This window comes from Pseudomonas citronellolis, assembly GCF_001586155.1.
Lineage (GTDB): Bacteria > Pseudomonadota > Gammaproteobacteria > Pseudomonadales > Pseudomonadaceae > Pseudomonas > Pseudomonas citronellolis.
In genome coordinates this window covers 2,786,533-2,803,753 of record NZ_CP014158.1, presented here as the reverse complement: position 1 = coordinate 2,803,753, position 17,221 = coordinate 2,786,533, and the positions used below count along the sequence as shown (strand labels likewise).

Below are 17,221 nucleotides of genomic sequence, written 5' to 3'. Positions count from 1 at the left end.
AGCTGACCAGGCGCCGAGCGAAGCGTCAAGGATGGGCATCACGACCATTCTTTCGGCTGAGACCGGTTGTCGCGGGGCGAAGCGGAGCTGACAGTGCCAACCCAGGCATCGACGCACGCCGCCGCGGCCACGGCACATCCCCCCGACGCCGCCCTGACGAACGTCCGCCCGCGTTACAAAAGTGCCCGCCGTGCATCAACATGACGCACGACGAGCGCCGGACGTTACCGTTCGATGCCCATCCAGCCCCCGCCGCCCGCCTCCATCCCAACCAAATCGCCAGCGAATCAACGGCTTGTGTCGCGATCACCGATCCTGGCACGGCATCTGCTTAATTGCATTCATGGATAATTGGATACAGAAATCCAAAAGGAGCGCCCCATGCGCCTGGTACCCAACTACGACCGCCAACCCGTGACCGCCGAAGAAGAGGCCTACAGCTACCTGCTGGACGCCATCTGCAAGGGCCAGTACCGCACCGGCGACCGCCTGATCGCCGAAGACATCGCCAACGACATCGGCATGAGCCGCATGCCGGTGCGCGAAGCCTTCCGCCGCCTGGCCGCCGAGGGCCTGGTGACGCTGCGGCCGAACCGCGGCGCCATCGTCAGCGGGCTGAACATCGAGGAGATGCGCGAAGTCTTCGAGATGCGCAGCGCCCTCGAAGGCCTGGCCATCCGCCTCGCCGTGCCGAAGCTGGGCGAACGTCAGCTGGCGCGCCTGGAACGCCTGCTCGACGAGATGGACGACTACCGCGACGACAGCGCCGAGTGGGTCAGCCGCCACCGCGTCTTCCACGAATACCTCTGCAGCCTTGCCGAGCGCCCACGCCTGCTGCGCCAGATCAACGCCCTGTACTCGGTGATCGAGCCGCACATGCGCCTGTGGCTGCAGCACGTCGACAAGCCCATGAGCGCCCGCGAGGAGCACGCGGTGATCCTCGACGCCCTGCGCAGCGGCGACGCCCGCGAAGCCGAGCGGGTGCTCTGCGAGCACATCGAGGGCACGGTGCCCTCGCTGCTGAAGTTCCTCGAAGCAAAGGGCGCCTGAGACCCACGCTTCGCCTGTCCCGTTGAACTGCCCCGGCAACCTCGCCCACTGGAGCTGAACATGTTCGTACGCAGGATCCCGCAGTGCCTTCTCGCCCTCTGCCTGGCCGCCCCGCTGGCGTACGCCGACGCGGTGAAAATCCCCGACCGCCTGAAAACCGCCGACAAGGTGGTGTTCTGCGGCGGCATGGACTCCCCGCCCATGGGCTTCTACGACGCCTCGCAGAAACTCACCGGGGTCACCGTCGACCTCGGCGAGGCCATCGCCAGGCGTCTGGGCGACAAGAAGATCGAATGGCGGGTGACGCCCTTCTCCGGGCTGATCCCGGCGCTGCTGGCCCGGCAGTGCGACATGCTGGTGGACCAGCTGTTCGACAAGCCCGAGCGGCGCGAAGTAATCGACATGGTCAACTACATGTATTCCAGCCAGGCCGTGGTGGTCGCCAAGGGCAACCCCAAGGGCATCCACACCTTCGACGACCTGTCCGGGAAGAAGGTGGCGGTGCTCAACGGCTCGACCATCCGCACCCTGCTCGACGCCCACAACGAGAAGCTGAAGCAGGCCGGCAAGGCGCCGATGAAGGTCGTCGTCTACAACACCGACACCGACGCCTTCCAGGCCCTGCGCATCCAGCAGGCCGACGCCTACGGCACCACCGTGGAAACCGCCGGCTACTACCAGGGCATGGCCCCGGACCTGTTCGAGACCGGCGTGCCGGCCTTCGCCCGCATCCTCACCGGCCTGGGCATCCGCAAGGAAGACAAGCAGCTCAGCGCGGCAGTGCAGCAGATCATCCAGGACATGCAGGCCGACGGCAGCTACCAGGCGCTGCTCGCCAAGTGGCACATCGAAGGCGACAAGCTCGACTGAGCCGAGGTGACCGACCATGAACTTCAGTTGGGACGTGTTCTGGCAATACCTGCTCAAGCCGAGCGACATCTACCTGTACGGGCTCTGGCTGACCTGCGTGATCGCCGTCAGCGCCATGCTCCTGGGCTGCGTGCTCGGGCTGCTGGCGGCGCTGATGCGGCTGTCGTCCAACCCTCTGCTGCAATACCCGGTGCGCTTCTACGTGTGGCTGATGCGCGGCACCCCGCTGCTGGTGCAGATCGTCTTCCTCTACACGGCGCTGGCCGCCGGCGGGGTGTTCCGTTTCGAGGACCTGGACCTGGGGCTGTTCGTCCTGCCCGGCAACATCCAGGCGGCGATCATCGCCCTGGGCCTCAACGAGGGCGCCTACATGGCCGAGATCATCCGCGCCGGCATCGGCGCGGTGGACAAGGGCCAGTACGAGGCCGGCAAGTCCCTGGGCATGACCTTCGCCAAGCTGATGCGGCGCATCGTCCTGCCCCAGGCCTTCCGCGTCATCGTCCCGCCGCTGGGCAACGAGTTCAACGTGATGCTGAAGAACACCACCCTGGTCAGCGTGATCGGCGTGCAGGAGCTGCTGCTGAGCACCCAGATGGTCACCTCGGCGACCTTCCGCGTGTTCGAGCTGTACCTGGTGGTGGCCATCTACTTCCTGCTGCTGACCACCCTCTGGGGCTTCTTCCAGCGCTGGCTGGAGAAACGCTTCGGCAAGTCCGAGGGCAACACCCCGGCGGCGCCGAGCCGGATGTTCGGCCAGCAGGCCATGAAACTGTTGAGGGGGCGCTGAGATGATCCCGACCGCGAAAGACGTGGTGATCCAGGCCCGCGACGTGCACAAGGCCTTCGGCGAGCTGGAGATCCTCAAGGGCGTGTCCCTGGACGTGCACCGCGGCGAGGTGGTGGTGCTGATCGGCGCCTCCGGCTCGGGCAAGACCACCTTCATCCGCTGCATCAACCACCTGGAAGACATCCAGGGCGGCAGCATCCGCGTCAACGGCGCGCTGATGGGCTACCGCGAGCGCGCCGACGGCAAGCTGGTGCGCGACTCGGAAAGCAACATCGCCCGCCGCCGCCGCGACATCGGCATGGTGTTCCAGCGCTTCAACCTGTTCCCGCACATGACGGTGCTGGAGAACATCATCGAGGCGCCGGTGCAGGTGCTCGGCGTGCCCCGCGGCGAAGCCCTCGAACAGGCGCGCCGCCTGCTCGCCCGGGTGCGCCTGGCAGACAAGGCCGAGCACTACCCGGCGCAGCTCTCCGGCGGCCAGCAGCAGCGCGTGGCCATCGCCCGCGCCCTGGCGATGAAGCCCCAGGCGATGCTCTTCGACGAACCCACCAGCGCGCTGGACCCGGAAACCGTGGGCGAAGTGCTGCAGGTGATGAAGGAGCTGGCCGAGGAAGGCATGACCATGGTGGTGGTCACCCACGAGATGGGCTTCGCCCGCGAAGTGGCCGACCGCGTGGTGGTGCTGCACCAGGGCGAACTCATCGAAGAAGGCCCTCCGGCCCAGGTGTTCGGCAACCCCCATCACCCGCGCACGCGGGAATTCCTCAGCCGCGTACTCTGATTCAAGGACGCCCTCCATGCTGCGTTTCTCCGCCCACGAATACCCCTATGCCTCCCAGCGCCAGAGCGTCTTCGCCCGCAACGGCATGGTCGCCACCTCGCAGCCGCTGGCCGCCGAGGCCGGCATCGCCATGCTGCGCGCCGGCGGCAACGCCATCGACGCCGCCATCGCCACCGCTGCGGCGCTGACGGTGGTCGAGCCCACCGGCTGCGCCATCGGCGGCGACGCCTTCGCCCTGGTCTGGGTCAAGGACCAGCTGCACGGCCTGGACGCCAGCGGCCACGCACCCGCCTCGCTGTCCATCGACGCGGTGAAGGCCGCCGGCCACGCGACAATGCCGGTGCACGGCTGGCTGCCGGTCACGGTGCCGGGCATACCCTCGGCCTGGGCCGAGCTGTCCGCGCGCTTCGGCAAGCTGCCCTTCGCCGAGCTGCTGCAACCGGCCATCGCCCTGGCCCGCGACGGCTTCCCGGTATCGCCGGTGGTGGCCCACCAGTGGGAGATCGCCCGCCGCGAGTACCAGGCCAGCCGCGCCGCTGAGCCGCTGCTGGAAACCTGGTTCAACACCTTCACCCTCGACGGCGAAGCGCCGCGCGCCGGCCAGCTGTTCCGCAACCCGGCCCAGGCGCGGACCCTGGCCGAACTGGCCGAGACCAAGTGCGAGAGCTTCTACCGCGGCGCCATCGCCCAGCGCCTGGCCGCGCACGCCGCGGCCAGCGGCGGCCACCTGGGCGCGGCGGACCTGGCCGGCTACCGGCCGAAATGGGTCGAGCCGATCAAGGCCAACTACCGCGGCTACGACGTCTGGGAAATCCCGCCCAGCGGCCAGGGCCTGATCGCCCTGATGACACTGAACATCCTCCAGGGCTTCGACTTCGACCAGCGCGACAGCCAACTGACCTGGCACCGCCAGCTGGAAGCGATGAAGAAGGCCTACGCCGACGGCCTGCACTACATCACCGACCCCGAGCACATGCGCGTGGCCGCCAGCGCCCTGCTGAGCGAAGACTACGCCGCGCGCCGCCGCGCCGAGATCGGCGAGCGCGCCCAGGCGCCGCAACACGGCGACCCGCACGCCAGCGGCACCGTGTACATCGCCACCGCCGACGGCGAAGGCAACATGGTCTCCTTCATCCAGAGCGCCTACCACGGCTTCGGCTCCGGCGTGGTGCTGCCCGACAGCGGCATCGCCCTGCAGAACCGCGGCTCGGAGTTCAGCCTCGACCCCGGCCACGCCAACGCCCTGGCCCCGGGCAAGCAGACCTTCCACACCATCATCCCCGGCTTCCTCAGCAAGGACGGCGTGGCGGTCGGCCCCTTCGGCGTGATGGGCGGCTACATGCAGCCCCAGGGCCACGTGCAGGTGGTGATGAACCTGGTGGACTTCGGCCTCAACCCGCAAGCCGCGCTGGACGCCCCGCGCTGGCAGTGGCTGGGCGGGATGAAGGTGGGCATCGAACAGAGCGCCCCGCGCGACCTCGCCTTCGCCCTGGCCCGCCGCGGCCACGAGGTGGAAGTGGCCTGCGACCTGACCGACTACGGCCGCGGCCAGATCATCGTCCGCGACCCGCAGACCGGCGTGCTCTGCGGCGGCACCGAACCGCGGGCGGATTCGCATATCGCGGTGTGCTGATCGCGGACGGAGTCCGCTCCTACGCGCCATGCCATTCCCATGTAGGGGCGGATTTATCCGCGACTTCGCCGGCAAGGCCGGCGCTCGGTCATTCCCGTAGGATGGGTTGAGCGAAGCGATACCCATCACCGGGACCGCATGGGTTTCGCAAGCTCAACCCATCCTACGAAAGGCACCTCGGCGCAAGCCGGAACACCGCGCCCCAAAACCGCCCATCCCCCGCCGACCGATCAGAAATTTCCATTGCCCGAATCAGCGGTTTCAAATGGAACGCTGCCTTCCCCCCTGCGTATCCTGCGCGCCGCGCCGGCTGGCGCCGTTCTTGCTTATTTTTTGTGACAAATTCATGACAAGCGTTGTCTGCTATTACAGATGTATGTGGCAAGCAGTATCAGGGGGTGCCCATGGGTAGTGCGATCAAGGAACGGGCGACAGTGATCTGCCGTCAGGACGACAAGATCCTTTTCGTGCGCAAGGCCCGGCGCAAATGGAACCTGCCCGGCGGCCGCATCGAGGCCAACGAGGCCCCGCGCCAGGCGGCCCAGCGCGAGCTGGCCGAAGAAACCGGCCTGCAGGTGGAGGCCATGGCCTACCTCGCCCCGCTGGAGCTGTACCAGACCCTCCACTACGTGTTCGAAACGGCCCTGCCCGAGCCGCAGAACCCCCAGCCGCAGAACGAAATCGCCGACTGCCGCTGGTTCTCCCTGGACGAACTGGCCAAGCGCAACGTCAACAAGGCCATCAAGCGCCTGCTCAAGGACTGCCAGCGCCCGCCGCAGTGAGGCGGCGGGCCCCTCCGCTCAGAATGGCAGCGTCAGTTTCAGCCAATAGGCGTCACCCTGGGCGCGGTTGCGCACGTCGGTTTCCTTCGACCACTTGGCGGTGACGAACCAGCCGTCCTTGCCGCTGTACTTCAGCGACGGGCCGATGGCGAAGCTGCGGCCCTTGTTGTCCTCGATGCGCTCGCCGTCCTGGCGGTCATCGGTGGTCTGCCGGTAATAGTAGCCGCCCACCCCGGCCACCCAGCCGTTGCCGAAGCCCCAGCCCACCGCGTAGTCGACGTGGAATTCCTGCCCGGAGCGGTAGTCGGTGTCGGGGTTCTTGCGGTTAAAGTCGTACATCACCTTGGCATCCAGGTTCGGCCCGTTCGGGTCGACGTAGCTCATCGCGTACACCGGCTCGAACACCCAGTAATTGCGCCCGGGGTTGGCCAGGTCGTCCTTATCGTAGCGGCCGGTGGGGGCGATCATGTCGAAGGCCAGGATGCTGTGTAACTTCTCGCTGTGATGGAAGCCCAGCGCCGGGCCGAAGATCATGTCGCCCAGGCCGCGGTTGTGCTGCGACTGGCCGTTGAGGTCGACCTTCAGGTCCACCAGCGGGACTATCGCGTGCAGCGCGAAGCTGCCGCCGAGCAAGCTGTAGTCGCTCACCCAGATCAGCCGGGGAACGATGGCGTTGGCGCGCACGCGGAAGTCCACCGGCAGCTTGCGGCCGTCGTTGCCACGAAGGTTGTCGGCCTCGTAGTGGTTGACGAACAGTTGGCCGTAGAAGCCCGGCGGCGGCATGGCGCCGGACATGTAATTCTCCGCGCCCAACGGGTAGGAAGTACCGCCACCCTCGGTGGCGCGGGACAGGTTGGCGACGCCGAACAGCAGGGCGCAGGCGGCGAAGCGGAGCAGGTACGCAAGGGGCTTTTTCATCGGGGCAACCTTTGTTGTTGTTATCGGTCGGGCGCACCCCGGCCCCCGCGCAGGAGCGAGGTGCCGGGCAGCAAGGTTTCAGATGCGCTTGAACAGGGCCGAGCGCTGGCCCTCGGCGGCACCGTCGGCGGCGCTGTAGAAACGCTCCATGAAGATGTCGCGCTCGAACAGTCGGCCCTGCATCAGACAGGTGATGGCCGCGTCGATCATCGGCGGCGGGCCGCACAGGTAGGCCTTGTGGCCGCCGAAGCGACCATCGAAGTGCTTCTTCGCCGCGTCGTGGACGTAGCCGCGAAAGCCACTCCACTGGCCGTCCTCGGCGGCCTGGCTGAGCGCCGGCACATAGGTGAAGTTGGCGTATCGCGTGGCCAGTTCCTCGAACAGCTCGCGGTTGTACAGCTCGGCGCGGGTGCGCGCGCCCTGGAACAGGGTGATGCGCCGGGCATCGCCCTGCTCCAGCAGGTCGAGGATCATCGATTGCGGGCTGGACAGTCCCGAGCCGCCGGCGATGAAGATCAGGTCGCCGGCCTGGGAGCCGCGCACGAAGAACTGCCCGTAGGGACCGGAGACTTCCACCGCGTCGCCCTCGCGCAGGCCGTCGTGGATGAAGCCGGTGGCGGCGCCGCCCTCGACCAGGCGCACATGCAGCTCGACCTCATCGGGGCGGCTCGGCGGATTGGCCAGGGAAAAGGCACGGGTGCCCTCAATGCCCGGCAGTTGCAGGTTGACGTACTGCCCAGCCTGGAAGGCCATGGGCCGGTCCAGCTTCAGGTGCACGCCCTTGATGGTCGGCGACAGGTCCACCAGGCGGCTGACCACCGCGTGGTAGTCGCGCACCGGGTGGCCGGCAAAGTCGGGGTCGACGTCGATGTCGGCCTCGATCACCAAGTCGCTCTGCGGAATGGCGCAGCAGGCCAGGACCTTGCCCTCGTCGCGCTCCATGTCCATCAGCGCGAAGGACGAGGCGGCGCCCAGGTCCACCTCGCCTTCCAGTACCTGGCATTTGCAGGTGGCGCAGGTGCCATGGCCGCAGGCGAAGGGCAGCCACACGCCCTGGCGCAGGGCGGCCTGGAGGATGGTCTGGCCCTCCTCCACCTCGATCTGCTCGCCGGTGGGTTCGATGGTCACTTGATAGCTCATGGCGGCGCCCTCAGTTACGGCTGCCGCCCAGGCCTTCCAGGCCCGGGGTATGCAGGTGCAGCAGGCTCTTGTGGCCCACGCCGTTGGCGGCCAGGCCGCGGGCCGGGTCGGGTGCGAAAGGCGCATCGTCCAGGCGCCACTGGGCGGCGGCGAAGTCCACCCGGGCGGCGTCCGGATGCAGGGCGATGGCCGGCTTGACCACCTGCTCGACGAACTCGGCGAAGGGCTGCGCCGGGTCCACCGGCAGGGTGAAGGGCGCGCAGAACAGCAGGTGGTGCTCCCAGCACAGGTAGACCAGTTGGGCGCCGTGGAAATTGGCCTGGCGGTCCAGGGGCTCGGAGATATAGGTGCCGATGGCGGTCACGGACATGGTGGTGTTCCTCTTGTTCTTGTCGAGGGGCGCGGCGGGCGCGCCCGCCTTGTGCTTCAACCGGCTTTCTGCGCCTGCCAGCGCTGTTGCTCGGGGGAGCCCTGGTACTCGAAGTTGTCCTGCCCGGGGGCGATGTTGTAGTAGTCGCGCACCACCGCCTCGACGTCGCCGCCGCCGCAGTTGCCCTGGAGAATCTGGTGCACCGGCAGCCAGGCCTGCACGTACTTCTCCGGTTCATGGGCGAAGATGTCGCAGCAGCCGTCGGAGCAGAAGTGATAGCGCTCGCCCCCGTGCACCAGGCTGCGGTGGCTCAGGCGCGTGGCGTCGTCCGGCTCGGTGAAGGCCAGGGGGATCTGGCAGATCTGGCAGAGCATCGGCAGCGTCGGGTTGTAGAAGCGCTCGCCGCGCGCCTGCAGTTCGCGCCAGTGCTCGTAGCGCGGCCGGTAGTACTTGTCGAAGGTCTCCGGGTACTTGGCCGAGAGCCAGTCCAGCTCCTCGTCGGTGGGTATCCAGGTGTGGAAGTTGGTGGCCTGGCTGTACTGGTAGAAGATCGACCAGGCCTGGTGGCTGATGTGCTCCTTGCCGATGGCGGTCTGCTCGACGTATTTGGGCGGGCGGATGCCATAGCGTTCCAGGTCCTTGAACAGCGCGCCGCCGGCCTGCTCGAAGTACACCTCCCAGGCCTCGGCCCAGGACATGACTTTGTTCGGCAGCATGTAGTCCATCATCATCCCGACCAGGGTCAGCAGGCGGTAGCCGCGCCAGAACCACTTGTCGATCCAGCGCTGGACGATGGGCACGTTGTCCTCGTGCTGCTCCAGCAGGAACTTGATCACCTCCAGGCCCAGGGTCATGTGCCGCGCCTCGTCGGACTGCGCCGAGAAGCCGAAGGTGACCGTGGCCATGTCGCCGTTGTAGGCGGCGCCGGACATGAAGGGCACGAACAGCAGGTTGGTCAGCACGTACTCGAAGGAGAACGAGATGGCCGTGAGGAACTCGAACGGGCCGGCGGTGCGGGCGTCCTCGAAGAACGACTTGGGCACTGAGAGGAACCACACGCGGTCGTGCATGTGGGCGAAGTCGTGCAGGCCGTTGAAGTGCTTGTTGTAGTGGCTCATCGCGTGCACCTGGGTCTGCACGTGGCGCAACTCGTCGATCGCCTGCATCTGGCAGGCGACCCGCGCCCCTGCCCCGCCGAAGTGCCGGCCGACCCGCGCGAAGCCCTGGTAGGCCTGGTATTCCAGGGGCGTGACGCCGCACAGGAACAGCTTCAGGGCGTTGACGTAGCGGGCGTCGGAGATGTTCTGGTGGCCGTTGTTCTGGGCGAAGGCGTCGAAGATGGCGTAGAGCTTCTTCTCCTTCTCGGCCTGGTACTTCCAGTAGGCGTCCATGGTCAGGCGGAAGGGGTCCTCCCACTTGTCCCAGTCGGTGATCTTGATCCCCTCGAAGCGCTCGTAGGGGTAGATGTCTTCCTTGCGCTGGTAGCTCGGCTCCCAGCCCAGGTCGCGGGTCAGGCAGCGGTACTTGTCTTTCTGGTTCAGGCGTTTGGCGGCCATGGCGGCTCTCTCCGGATTCTTGTCGTTGTGCGGATCAGTTCCAGTGCAGGGCGAAGCGGTCCTCGTCCTCCTCGACGTTGCCACCGAGGGTGATCACGTCGATCAGCATTTCCTGCACGTCCCACTCGCGACCGAGCTTCTCCTCCACCGTGGCGCGGTGGATGTCCAGGCGGCCTTCGGCCTGCACGCGGATCATCGCCGGCCGGTGCTGGACCTCGGCGTGGGGGTTGTCCTGGACGATGGCTTCGACGATGTAGCGGGCGGCGTCGTTGTCCTGGAAGGCGATGTAGACGAGGGAAGTCATGCTGCTGCTCCACTGAGGCCGAGTTTCTTCAGGCGTGCGCCGAAGGCGCCGTCGACGGCGTCCAGCGCCTCGTGGCCGGGGCCGATCTCGGCCAGCGGCGCCAGGGCCTGCAAGGCGCGCTCGCGCCAGTGGGCGACCCAGCCCTCGACCAGCGCGCGATTGGCGTCGCTCTCGGCGACCACCGTCTTCACCAGCGCGTCGACCCAGCGCTGGCTCTCGGCGAACCACAGGCGCATGAACTCGGTGAGCATGCCCACCTGTCCCGCCCCGGCGGCCACCAGTTGGGCGTCGAAACGCTCGAACAGCAGCGGATACAGCAGGCCGTCGCTGACCAGGTTCTGCGCCAGGCTCAACTCGAACCAATCGCGTACCACCAGCGTGTCCTCCACGTAGCGGCGCAGGCCCTGCCAGGCCGGCTCGTCCAGCCAGCACCGCTTGGCCTCGGCCAGCAGCGCCAGGCCGTCGTCCTCCAGCAGCAGGCCGATACGCGACAGGTACTGGGCGATAGCCAGGCGGTCCATGGCCTGGAACATGTGCATCTGGGTGACGCTGGTGCCAAAGGCGTCGGCGGCAATGCCGCTGTTGTTCATGTTCGCGCCCAGTTCGGCGTGGCGCAGCGGCAGCAGAAGCTGGGCGATCAGCGCACGCTTTTCCCCGGGCAGCTGGGCCAGCAGTTCGCGCTTCTCGCAGAAGGCAAAGTCGTGCTCGGCGTTCTCCTGCATCCGCGCCCGGGCCTGCACGTAGGCGCCGTAGTAGTACTGGCGCGGGTCACTGACGGCGTACCAGTCGGCCATGCGCACGGCAGTGCGGGTGGGGTCGTTGAGCAGCTTGTCCGGCTGCCACAGCGGGCGGTAGTGGAAGTTGGTCGCCGCCTCGATGTCGAAGCTGGCCTCCTGGTAGCGGCTGGCCGGCTTGTCGCCGAAGCGCCGGCGGGTGTGGCTGAAGGTCTGGCGGATGGGCTCCACCGTGGCCGTCTTGATCTCGATACTCATGCAAGGCGTCCCGTAGTTGTTGTTGTGGGGCGACGCAGCGGAAGGCGCGTCAGTCGTCCTGGCCACGGCTTTCGCCGTAGCGCCATTTCTGCATGTCGGCGTCGATGGCGGCGGCCATCTGCGCGTCCATGTGATGCACCCGGTTGCTCCGGCAGAAGCTGGCGAAGGCCGCACGCGGCAACACCAGCTCGACGAAGAGGTCCGGGTAGCCGATGGCGAAGTCGAACTCGACGAAGGCCGCGTCCGGCTCGCTGCGAACCCGCACGTAGCGGGGCATCTGGTCGAAGGGGGTGGCGTTCATGCTCGGGCTCCGGTGGCGTCGAAGGGGCTTGAGCAACGCCTGTGCCAGGACCGTGGAAGACGCTCGAAAAATAAATTTAACCAACTGAAACAAAAGGTTTTTTTAGAAATATCGCGACTTGCGAAGAGGCCCGCCGAAGGGTTGCAGCCTGGCCCGGACGGCTACTGCGATTGATCATTTGCTCAAGCCGGCGGGGGCCATTGCAGCAAATGGCGAAGGCCGGGGCCGGATTGACTTTTCCCGCCCCTTCAGGCGATTTGGAAAAAGAGCGACGCCCCTCCGCCTTGCCTGAACCGCGGCGGCGTCGCCGGCGCGAGCCACCCCGCCACAGCCTGGGCGGGACGCGCCACCACCCCGTACAACGACAATTCAGGGGCGCGATCGATGATTACCCAATACAAGGCGCCGGACCCCGCTCCGGCGCTCAAGGACCTTACCGAGCGGGTCCGCTTCCTCGGCACCGAGGGCAAGGTCTGGCTGGACGAACAGCGCATGTTGCTGGTCCAGGCAGCGATGATGGCCAGCATGCGCCGCGAGCTGATCGAGATGCTCGGTGTGGAGCGGGCCAAGGGCTTCTTCCTGCGCATGGGCTACCAGTCCGGGCTGAAGGACGCCGAGCTGGCGCGCAAGCTGCGCCCGCAGGGCAACCCGGTGGAGATGTTCTTCATCGGCCCGCAGCTGCATTCGCTCAAGGGCATGGTCAAGGTGTGCCCGCTGCAGTTGGAGATCGACCTGGACAGCGGCCATTTCTATGCCGACATCGAATGGCAGGACAGCTTCGAGGTGGAGAACTGCCAGGCCGAAAACCTGCACTCCGAGCAACCGGTGTGCTGGATGCTGCTGGGCTACGCGATCAGCTACAGCTCGTTCTTCCTCGGCCGCCAGGTGCTCTACAAGGAAGTCAGCTGCCGTGGCTGCGGCGGTGCGCAGTGCCGCATCGTCGGCAAGCCGGTGGAGCAATGGGAAGACGCCAACGACTTCCTGCGCTACTTCCAGAGCGACCCCATCATCGACGAACTGCAGGCCCTGCAGGTGCAGGTGGCGAACATGCGCCAGCGCCTGCAACTGCAGGCCGGGCAGTTCTACGGCATCGGCCAGGCCCCGGCCTACAAGCGTTGCTGCGCGCTGATCGACAAGGTTGCCCCCGGCAAGGCCTCGGTGCTGCTGCTGGGCGAGACCGGCACCGGCAAGGAAGTCATCGCCCGTAGCCTGCACCTGCGCAGCGAACGCGCCGGCAGCCCCTTCGTGGCGCTGAACTGCGCGACCATCCCACCGGACCTGATCGAGGCCGAGCTGTTCGGCGTCGAGAAAGGCGCCTACACCGGCGCCCAGCAGTCGCGCATGGGCCGCTTCGAGCGGGCCAACGGCGGCACCCTGTTCCTCGACGAGATCGTCGAGCTGACCCCGCGCGCGCAGGCCAGCCTGCTGCGGGTGCTGCAGGAAGAGGAACTGGAGCGCGTCGGCGACAGCCGCACGCGCCAGGTGGACGTGCGCGTCATCGCCGCCACCCACGAGGACCTGGAGCAGGCGGTGAAGCAAGGCCGCTTCCGCGCCGACCTGTTCTACCGGCTGAACGTGTTCCCGGTGCGCATCCCCGCCCTGCGCGAGCGCCGCGAAGACATCCCGCTGCTGATCGAGCACTTCCTCGCGCGCCTGCACGAAAGCTACGGCAAGAAGACCCTCGGCCTCAGCGACCGCGCCCTGCAGGCCTGCCTGCAGTACGACTGGCCGGGCAACGTGCGCGAGTTGGAGAACCTCATGGAGCGCGGCGTGATCATCACCGACGAGAACCAGAGCATCGGCCTGGACGCCCTCTTCCCCCACGCCCCGCCGGAAGCCGAGAGCATCGGCCTGGCCAGCGACGGGCGCCTGGTGGCCAGCGCCGGGCAGGCGCCGTGGGTCGGGCAGATCATCGACAGCGGCATCGGCCTCGACGCGCTGGAGGAAGCACTGATGCAGGAAGCCATGGCCCGCAGCCAGCAGAATGTCTCCGAGGCCGCTCGCCTGCTGGGCATGACCCGCCCGGCGCTGGCCTACCGGCTGAAGAAGTCGCCGGGCGAAGGCGCCCCCGGGCGGGCTTGAGCATTTGGACGAAGGCCGACCGGGCACTTCACCAAATGCTCGACCGGCCTGCCCCTTTCGCCGTCCAGAAAAAACAGAACTCCTTTTATATCAACAAGTTGAAAGATTGGCACCGTCTTTGCTCAGCCACCTTCGCGGTACCTGACGACAAGACCAACAAGGTGAACCCCATGACCGTGAAGATTTCCCGGACTGCCGAAATCCAGACCTTCTTCGAAGAGGCCGCCGGCCTGCGCAACGAACAGGGCAACCCACGCCTGAAACAAATCGTGCTGCGCATCCTGCAGGACACCGCCAGGCTCGTCGAAGACCTGGAAATCACCGACGACGAATTCTGGACCGCCGTCGACTACCTCAACCGCCTGGGCAACCGCGGCGAAGCCGGCCTGCTGGTGGCGGGCCTTGGCATCGAGCATTTCCTCGACCTGCTCAGCGATGCCCGCGACGCCGAAGCCGGCAGGACCGGCGGTACCCCGCGCACCATCGAGGGCCCGCTGTACGTGGCCGGCGCCCCGCTCAGCGAAGGCGAGGCGCGCATGGACGACGGCAGCGACGCCGGCATCCCGATGTTCCTGGCCGGCCGCGTGCTGGACCTGCGCGGCCAGCCCATCGCCGGCGCCACCGTCGACGTGTGGCACGCCAACACCAAGGGCCTTTACTCCTACTTCGACCCGAGCCAGGCCGAGTACAACCTGCGCCGGCGTATCCGCACCGACGCCGAGGGTCGCTACCGCGCCCGCAGCATCGTGCCCAGCGGCTACGGCTGCCCGGCCGACGGCCCGACCCAGCAATGCCTGGACCAGCTCGGCCGCCACGGCCAGCGCCCGGCGCACATCCACTTCTTCATCTCGGCGCCCGGCCATCGCCACCTGACCACCCAGATCAACCTGGCCGGCGACCGGTACCTGTGGGACGACTTCGCCTACGCCACCCGCGACGGGCTGATCGGCGAGGTCAACTTCGTCGAGAATGCCCACGGCATCGCAGGCCGTTGCGCCGAGGTCGTCTTCGACTTCCAGTTGCAGCCCGCCAGCGAAGCCACCGATGAGCGACGCAGCCAACGCCCACGCGCCCTGCAGGTCCAGGGCGCGTAGGGCTCCTTCGTACCCATTGCCGGGCAAGGCACGGCGCGCACCTTGAGGTACGGCATTTCCCGGAGGGACAACTGCCGACAGCGCCGAGGCGCCCATCGCCCCTGCCCGACCGGGCACCGGCCGTCCCACCCGCACCGTGCCCCTGCAGGAGCGAGCCCTGCGTGCGAAATCGCGGGCAGGCCCCGCTACAGGTAGCTGGGATGTATTGAGCAACGGTCTTGCCGGCCGCGCCGGGGTGCTCGCTCCTACGAGAAGCCGTCCGGCTGCAGCCCACGGATCGCGCTGGGCACCAACCCCGTCCAGCGCTTGAACGAGCGGCGGAAGTTGGTAGTGTCGGTGAAGCGCAGGTACTGCGCCACCTCGTCGTTGCCGTAGCCGCGTGACCAGTACAGGTACAGGGCGACGTGCTTGCGCACTTCGTCGTGCAGGGCCTGGAAGTGCGTGTGGTGCTTCTGCAGCTTGCGCTTGCAGGTCGCCGGGCTCATGCCCAGGCGTGCGGCCAGTTGCTCCAGGCTCAGCGGGTCGTGGGCCTCGCGTTGCAGCAGGCGGTACAGGTGTTCGAGGAAGCCCTCGCGCAGACCCAGCGCCTGGCGTTCGCGCTGGGCGTCGCGCCGGGCCGCCTGGCCGGCGGTGGCGGCGGCCCGTGGCCAGGGTTTCACCAGGTATTCGCGGGGGATCAGCATGGCGTCCACGTGGCTGTCGAACTGCAGTTGCAGGCCCAGGTGCGCCTGGTACTGCTCCAGGTAGCCCGGCTGGGCATGGGCGAACAGGTAGCGCCAGGGCAGGTGCTCGCCGGCCAGCCAGCGGCACAGCGCGGTGACGGCCGTCATGCTGCTCTCCACCAGGAAGCGCCGGGTGCCGCCCAGGCCGCAGGCGTCCACCCAGTACAGGCAGGCGTAGCGCTCCTCCAGCAGCAGGCGCGGCGCCAGCAGCGGGCAGAAGCGCGCGCGGTGCTGCAGCAGCAGGTCCAGCGCCTCCTGCAGGTTGCCGGCCAGGGCCAGGGCGCTGCTCGCCGCACCTCTGCCAACCCTAACTCCGCACCCCCTCCCTAACCCTCCCCCGCAAGCGGGAGAGGGAACCGTTCGGCATGATGCGGAATCACGAAGCTCCCTGGCTCAACGCAGCCATGTTGGGTGCATAACACCCCAAGCATCGCGGTCGTAGGAGCAACCGTCTTGCCGGCTGCGCCGAGGTGCTTTTCGTAGGATGGGTTGAGCTTGCGAAAACCATGTGGCCGGGGTGATGGGTATCGCTTCGCTCAACCCATCCTACGGGGCTGAGCACAGCCGGCAAGACAGTCCGTAGGGCGCATAACACTCCAAGCGTTATCCACCCCACCCGCACCCTCCCCATGTAGGAGCGCGCCCTGCGCGCGATTCACGGGCAGGCCCCGCCGCCTCAGGGCGGGGCCCAATACACTCCCTGGCCGCTCAATCCCCGCCCTGGGCGCGGGCCGCGCGGTAGCGTCCGGGGCTCATGCCGGTCCACTGGCGGAAGGCGCGGTGGAACGCGCTAGGCTCCTGGAAGCCGCAGCGCGCGGCGATCTCGGCGATGCTCAGGCTGGCATCATCCAGGCACTCGAAGGCCAGCGCCCGGCGCACCTCGTGCTTGATCATCTGGTAGGAAAAGCCCTCGCGCTCCAACTGGCGGCGGAAGGCCGATTCGCTCAGCGCCAGCTGCGCGGCCATCTGCGCCTGGGACGGCCAGTCGAGGTCGCCGCCGGCCTTCAGCCGGCGGTAGACCTTGGCCGACAACCCGGAACGGTTGCGGAAGCGCACCACCACGCCCTCCGGGGCCTGGCGCAGGAACTGCTTGAGGCTGGCGAAGTTGCGGATCACCGGCAGCGCCAGTTGCTGGGCGTTGAATTCCAGCTCGGTGTGATCCGAGTCGAAGCGGATCCACGGCCCCCACAGCAGCGGCTCGGCGCCGTGGGGCGGCTGCGGGTGGCCGAAGCGGGCGCGGTCGGGGTTGATGCGCCGCCCCACCAGCCAGCAGGCCACGCCGATGACCATGCTCAGGTAGATTTCCTCGGCGACGCAACGCAGGGTGGCGTCGTCGATGCGCGTGTGCAGCACGATGGCCGCGCGGTTGCCGCGCAGCTCCAGGTGCGCGCGGATATCGCGCAGGAACAGGTTGAAGCCGGCCAGGCACTGGCGCAGGGCGCGGCCCAGGTCCGGCTCGTGCAGCACGCTGCGGCAGACCATGGCGAAGGCGCCGCGCGGCAGGCCGGCGGAGTCGAAGGCGAAGAACTCGTCGCCCAGCTCCTCGGTCAGCAGCAGCCACAGGCGCGTCACCGCCTCCGCCGGCACCCGGTGCAGCGGCTCGTCCAGCCAGCGCGGCTCGATGCCGGCCTGCGCCAGCAACTCGGCGGCGCGCTGCGGGCGGTCGGCCAGGCGGTGCAGCGCGGCCTTCACGAAATAGGCCGCCACCGAGTCGCGCCGGCGCGGGGTGGCCGTCCGTTCCTCGGGGCCCAGGGCGGGTTTCATCATCCGATATGTCCAAATTCGTCAGCCGGGGCTGCGCAATTCTGGCATAGGACGCCGCCGCATCGCCTTCTAGAC

Annotated in this window: 17 protein-coding genes and 1 pseudogene; 8 read left to right on the top strand and 10 right to left on the bottom strand. The window is 67.6% G+C overall.

Annotated elements, in window-relative coordinates; genetic code table 11:
- Nucleotides 1–381 precede the first annotated feature (381 nt).
- The 6 genes from PcP3B5_RS12425 to PcP3B5_RS12400 all read left to right on the top strand — a co-directional run bounded on the left by PcP3B5_RS12425 (nt 382) and on the right by PcP3B5_RS12400 (nt 5,903).
- Nucleotides 382–1,050 (top strand): GntR family transcriptional regulator, encoded by a 669-nt coding sequence (locus tag PcP3B5_RS12425; RefSeq protein ID WP_043318899.1) that lies wholly within the window; start codon nt 382–384, stop codon nt 1,048–1,050.
- 60 nt (nt 1,051–1,110) lie between these two features.
- Nucleotides 1,111–1,920: an ABC transporter substrate-binding protein gene (locus PcP3B5_RS12420; RefSeq protein ID WP_061561394.1), complete on the top strand. Its 810-nt coding sequence runs from the start codon at nt 1,111–1,113 to the stop codon at nt 1,918–1,920.
- A gap of 16 nt (nt 1,921–1,936) precedes the next feature.
- A complete protein-coding gene (locus PcP3B5_RS12415) occupies nt 1,937–2,707 on the top strand; it encodes an amino acid ABC transporter permease (protein WP_009619669.1) in 771 nt (256 codons plus the stop codon).
- 1 nt (nt 2,708) lies between these two features.
- Nucleotides 2,709–3,488, top strand: a complete 780-nt coding sequence (locus tag PcP3B5_RS12410) for an amino acid ABC transporter ATP-binding protein (RefSeq protein WP_043318903.1) — start codon at nt 2,709–2,711, stop codon at nt 3,486–3,488.
- Between the two features lie 16 nt (nt 3,489–3,504).
- Nucleotides 3,505–5,121 (top strand): gamma-glutamyltransferase family protein, encoded by a 1,617-nt coding sequence (locus tag PcP3B5_RS12405; protein ID WP_061561393.1) that lies wholly within the window; start codon nt 3,505–3,507, stop codon nt 5,119–5,121.
- A 404-nt stretch (nt 5,122–5,525) separates the two neighbouring features.
- Nucleotides 5,526–5,903 carry an NUDIX hydrolase gene (locus PcP3B5_RS12400; RefSeq protein WP_009619666.1) on the top strand — a complete coding sequence of 126 codons (378 nt, stop codon included), beginning with the start codon at nt 5,526–5,528 and terminating at the stop codon, nt 5,901–5,903.
- An 18-nt stretch (nt 5,904–5,921) separates the two neighbouring features.
- On the opposite strand, the gene PcP3B5_RS12395 is transcribed toward PcP3B5_RS12400, so the two are convergent.
- The 7 genes from PcP3B5_RS12395 to PcP3B5_RS12365 all read right to left on the bottom strand — a co-directional run bounded on the left by PcP3B5_RS12395 (nt 5,922) and on the right by PcP3B5_RS12365 (nt 11,484).
- Entirely contained in the window at nt 5,922–6,821 is a 900-nt protein-coding gene (locus PcP3B5_RS12395) for a SphA family protein (protein WP_009619665.1), read from the bottom strand.
- Between the two features lie 78 nt (nt 6,822–6,899).
- Entirely contained in the window at nt 6,900–7,961 is a 1,062-nt protein-coding gene (locus PcP3B5_RS12390; protein WP_009619663.1) for an NADH:ubiquinone reductase (Na(+)-transporting) subunit F, read from the bottom strand.
- A 10-nt stretch (nt 7,962–7,971) separates the two neighbouring features.
- Nucleotides 7,972–8,331 (bottom strand): phenol hydroxylase subunit P4, encoded by a 360-nt coding sequence (locus tag PcP3B5_RS12385; protein ID WP_058489763.1) that lies wholly within the window; start codon nt 8,329–8,331, stop codon nt 7,972–7,974.
- Nucleotides 8,332–8,387: 56 nt separating this feature from the next.
- The gene (locus PcP3B5_RS12380; RefSeq protein WP_009619659.1) at nt 8,388–9,887 is read right to left on the bottom strand and encodes an aromatic/alkene/methane monooxygenase hydroxylase/oxygenase subunit alpha; all 1,500 of its coding nucleotides are present in this window, start codon (nt 9,885–9,887) and stop codon (nt 8,388–8,390) included.
- Nucleotides 9,888–9,921: 34 nt separating this feature from the next.
- Nucleotides 9,922–10,191, bottom strand: a complete 270-nt coding sequence (locus tag PcP3B5_RS12375) for an MmoB/DmpM family protein (protein ID WP_009619657.1) — start codon at nt 10,189–10,191, stop codon at nt 9,922–9,924.
- Nucleotides 10,188–11,183, bottom strand: a complete 996-nt coding sequence (locus PcP3B5_RS12370; protein WP_009619655.1) for an aromatic/alkene monooxygenase hydroxylase subunit beta — start codon at nt 11,181–11,183, stop codon at nt 10,188–10,190. Before PcP3B5_RS12370 ends, PcP3B5_RS12375 begins: the two co-directional genes overlap by 4 nt.
- Nucleotides 11,184–11,232: 49 nt before the next feature.
- On the bottom strand, nt 11,233–11,484 hold the full coding sequence (locus PcP3B5_RS12365) for a phenol hydroxylase subunit (protein ID WP_009619653.1): 252 nt from the start codon (nt 11,482–11,484) through the stop codon (nt 11,233–11,235).
- 384 nt (nt 11,485–11,868) lie between these two features.
- On the opposite strand from PcP3B5_RS12365, the gene PcP3B5_RS12360 reads away from it, so the two are divergent.
- Together PcP3B5_RS12360 and catA are read left to right on the top strand one after the other, a co-directional pair.
- Nucleotides 11,869–13,566 (top strand): sigma-54-dependent Fis family transcriptional regulator, encoded by a 1,698-nt coding sequence (locus PcP3B5_RS12360; RefSeq protein ID WP_009619650.1) that lies wholly within the window; start codon nt 11,869–11,871, stop codon nt 13,564–13,566.
- Nucleotides 13,567–13,736: 170 nt separating this feature from the next.
- Complete coding sequence (catA, locus tag PcP3B5_RS12355; protein WP_024128350.1) at nt 13,737–14,660, top strand: catechol 1,2-dioxygenase; 924 nt, start codon at nt 13,737–13,739, stop codon at nt 14,658–14,660.
- Nucleotides 14,661–14,905: 245 nt separating this feature from the next.
- Here catA and PcP3B5_RS32330 read toward each other — a convergent pair whose 3' ends face one another.
- From PcP3B5_RS32330 to PcP3B5_RS12345, 3 genes and pseudogenes are all read right to left on the bottom strand, one after another.
- Nucleotides 14,906–15,343: a helix-turn-helix domain-containing protein gene (locus PcP3B5_RS32330; protein WP_256204832.1), complete on the bottom strand. Its 438-nt coding sequence runs from the start codon at nt 15,341–15,343 to the stop codon at nt 14,906–14,908.
- Nucleotides 15,323–15,667 (bottom strand): annotated as a pseudogene (locus PcP3B5_RS32325) (AraC family transcriptional regulator ligand-binding domain-containing protein); the annotation flags it as partial. The gene PcP3B5_RS32330 and the pseudogene PcP3B5_RS32325, both read right to left, overlap by 21 nt.
- A 423-nt stretch (nt 15,668–16,090) precedes the next feature.
- Nucleotides 16,091–17,149, bottom strand: coding sequence for an AraC family transcriptional regulator (locus PcP3B5_RS12345; RefSeq protein ID WP_061561392.1), 1,059 nt, complete (start codon nt 17,147–17,149; stop codon nt 16,091–16,093).
- Nucleotides 17,150–17,221 lie beyond the last annotated feature (72 nt).

What these genes read in the sequence shown, in the direction of transcription:
- PcP3B5_RS12425 (WP_043318899.1), top strand. Translation starts at nt 382, where the DNA reads ATGCGCCTGGTACCCAACTACGACCGCCAACCCGTGACCGCCGAAGAA.
- PcP3B5_RS12420 (WP_061561394.1), top strand. Translation starts at nt 1,111, where the DNA reads ATGTTCGTACGCAGGATCCCGCAGTGCCTTCTCGCCCTCTGCCTGGCC.
- PcP3B5_RS12415 (WP_009619669.1), top strand. Translation starts at nt 1,937, where the DNA reads ATGAACTTCAGTTGGGACGTGTTCTGGCAATACCTGCTCAAGCCGAGC.
- PcP3B5_RS12410 (WP_043318903.1), top strand. Translation starts at nt 2,709, where the DNA reads ATGATCCCGACCGCGAAAGACGTGGTGATCCAGGCCCGCGACGTGCAC.
- PcP3B5_RS12405 (WP_061561393.1), top strand. Translation starts at nt 3,505, where the DNA reads ATGCTGCGTTTCTCCGCCCACGAATACCCCTATGCCTCCCAGCGCCAG.
- PcP3B5_RS12400 (WP_009619666.1), top strand. Translation starts at nt 5,526, where the DNA reads ATGGGTAGTGCGATCAAGGAACGGGCGACAGTGATCTGCCGTCAGGAC.
- PcP3B5_RS12395 (WP_009619665.1), bottom strand. Translation starts at nt 6,821, where the DNA reads ATGAAAAAGCCCCTTGCGTACCTGCTCCGCTTCGCCGCCTGCGCCCTG.
- PcP3B5_RS12390 (WP_009619663.1), bottom strand. Translation starts at nt 7,961, where the DNA reads ATGAGCTATCAAGTGACCATCGAACCCACCGGCGAGCAGATCGAGGTG.
- PcP3B5_RS12385 (WP_058489763.1), bottom strand. Translation starts at nt 8,331, where the DNA reads ATGTCCGTGACCGCCATCGGCACCTATATCTCCGAGCCCCTGGACCGC.
- PcP3B5_RS12380 (WP_009619659.1), bottom strand. Translation starts at nt 9,887, where the DNA reads ATGGCCGCCAAACGCCTGAACCAGAAAGACAAGTACCGCTGCCTGACC.
- PcP3B5_RS12375 (WP_009619657.1), bottom strand. Translation starts at nt 10,191, where the DNA reads ATGACTTCCCTCGTCTACATCGCCTTCCAGGACAACGACGCCGCCCGC.
- PcP3B5_RS12370 (WP_009619655.1), bottom strand. Translation starts at nt 11,183, where the DNA reads ATGAGTATCGAGATCAAGACGGCCACGGTGGAGCCCATCCGCCAGACC.
- PcP3B5_RS12365 (WP_009619653.1), bottom strand. Translation starts at nt 11,484, where the DNA reads ATGAACGCCACCCCCTTCGACCAGATGCCCCGCTACGTGCGGGTTCGC.
- PcP3B5_RS12360 (WP_009619650.1), top strand. Translation starts at nt 11,869, where the DNA reads ATGATTACCCAATACAAGGCGCCGGACCCCGCTCCGGCGCTCAAGGAC.
- catA (WP_024128350.1), top strand. Translation starts at nt 13,737, where the DNA reads ATGACCGTGAAGATTTCCCGGACTGCCGAAATCCAGACCTTCTTCGAA.
- PcP3B5_RS32330 (WP_256204832.1), bottom strand. Translation starts at nt 15,343, where the DNA reads ATGCTGATCCCCCGCGAATACCTGGTGAAACCCTGGCCACGGGCCGCC.
- PcP3B5_RS12345 (WP_061561392.1), bottom strand. Translation starts at nt 17,149, where the DNA reads ATGATGAAACCCGCCCTGGGCCCCGAGGAACGGACGGCCACCCCGCGC.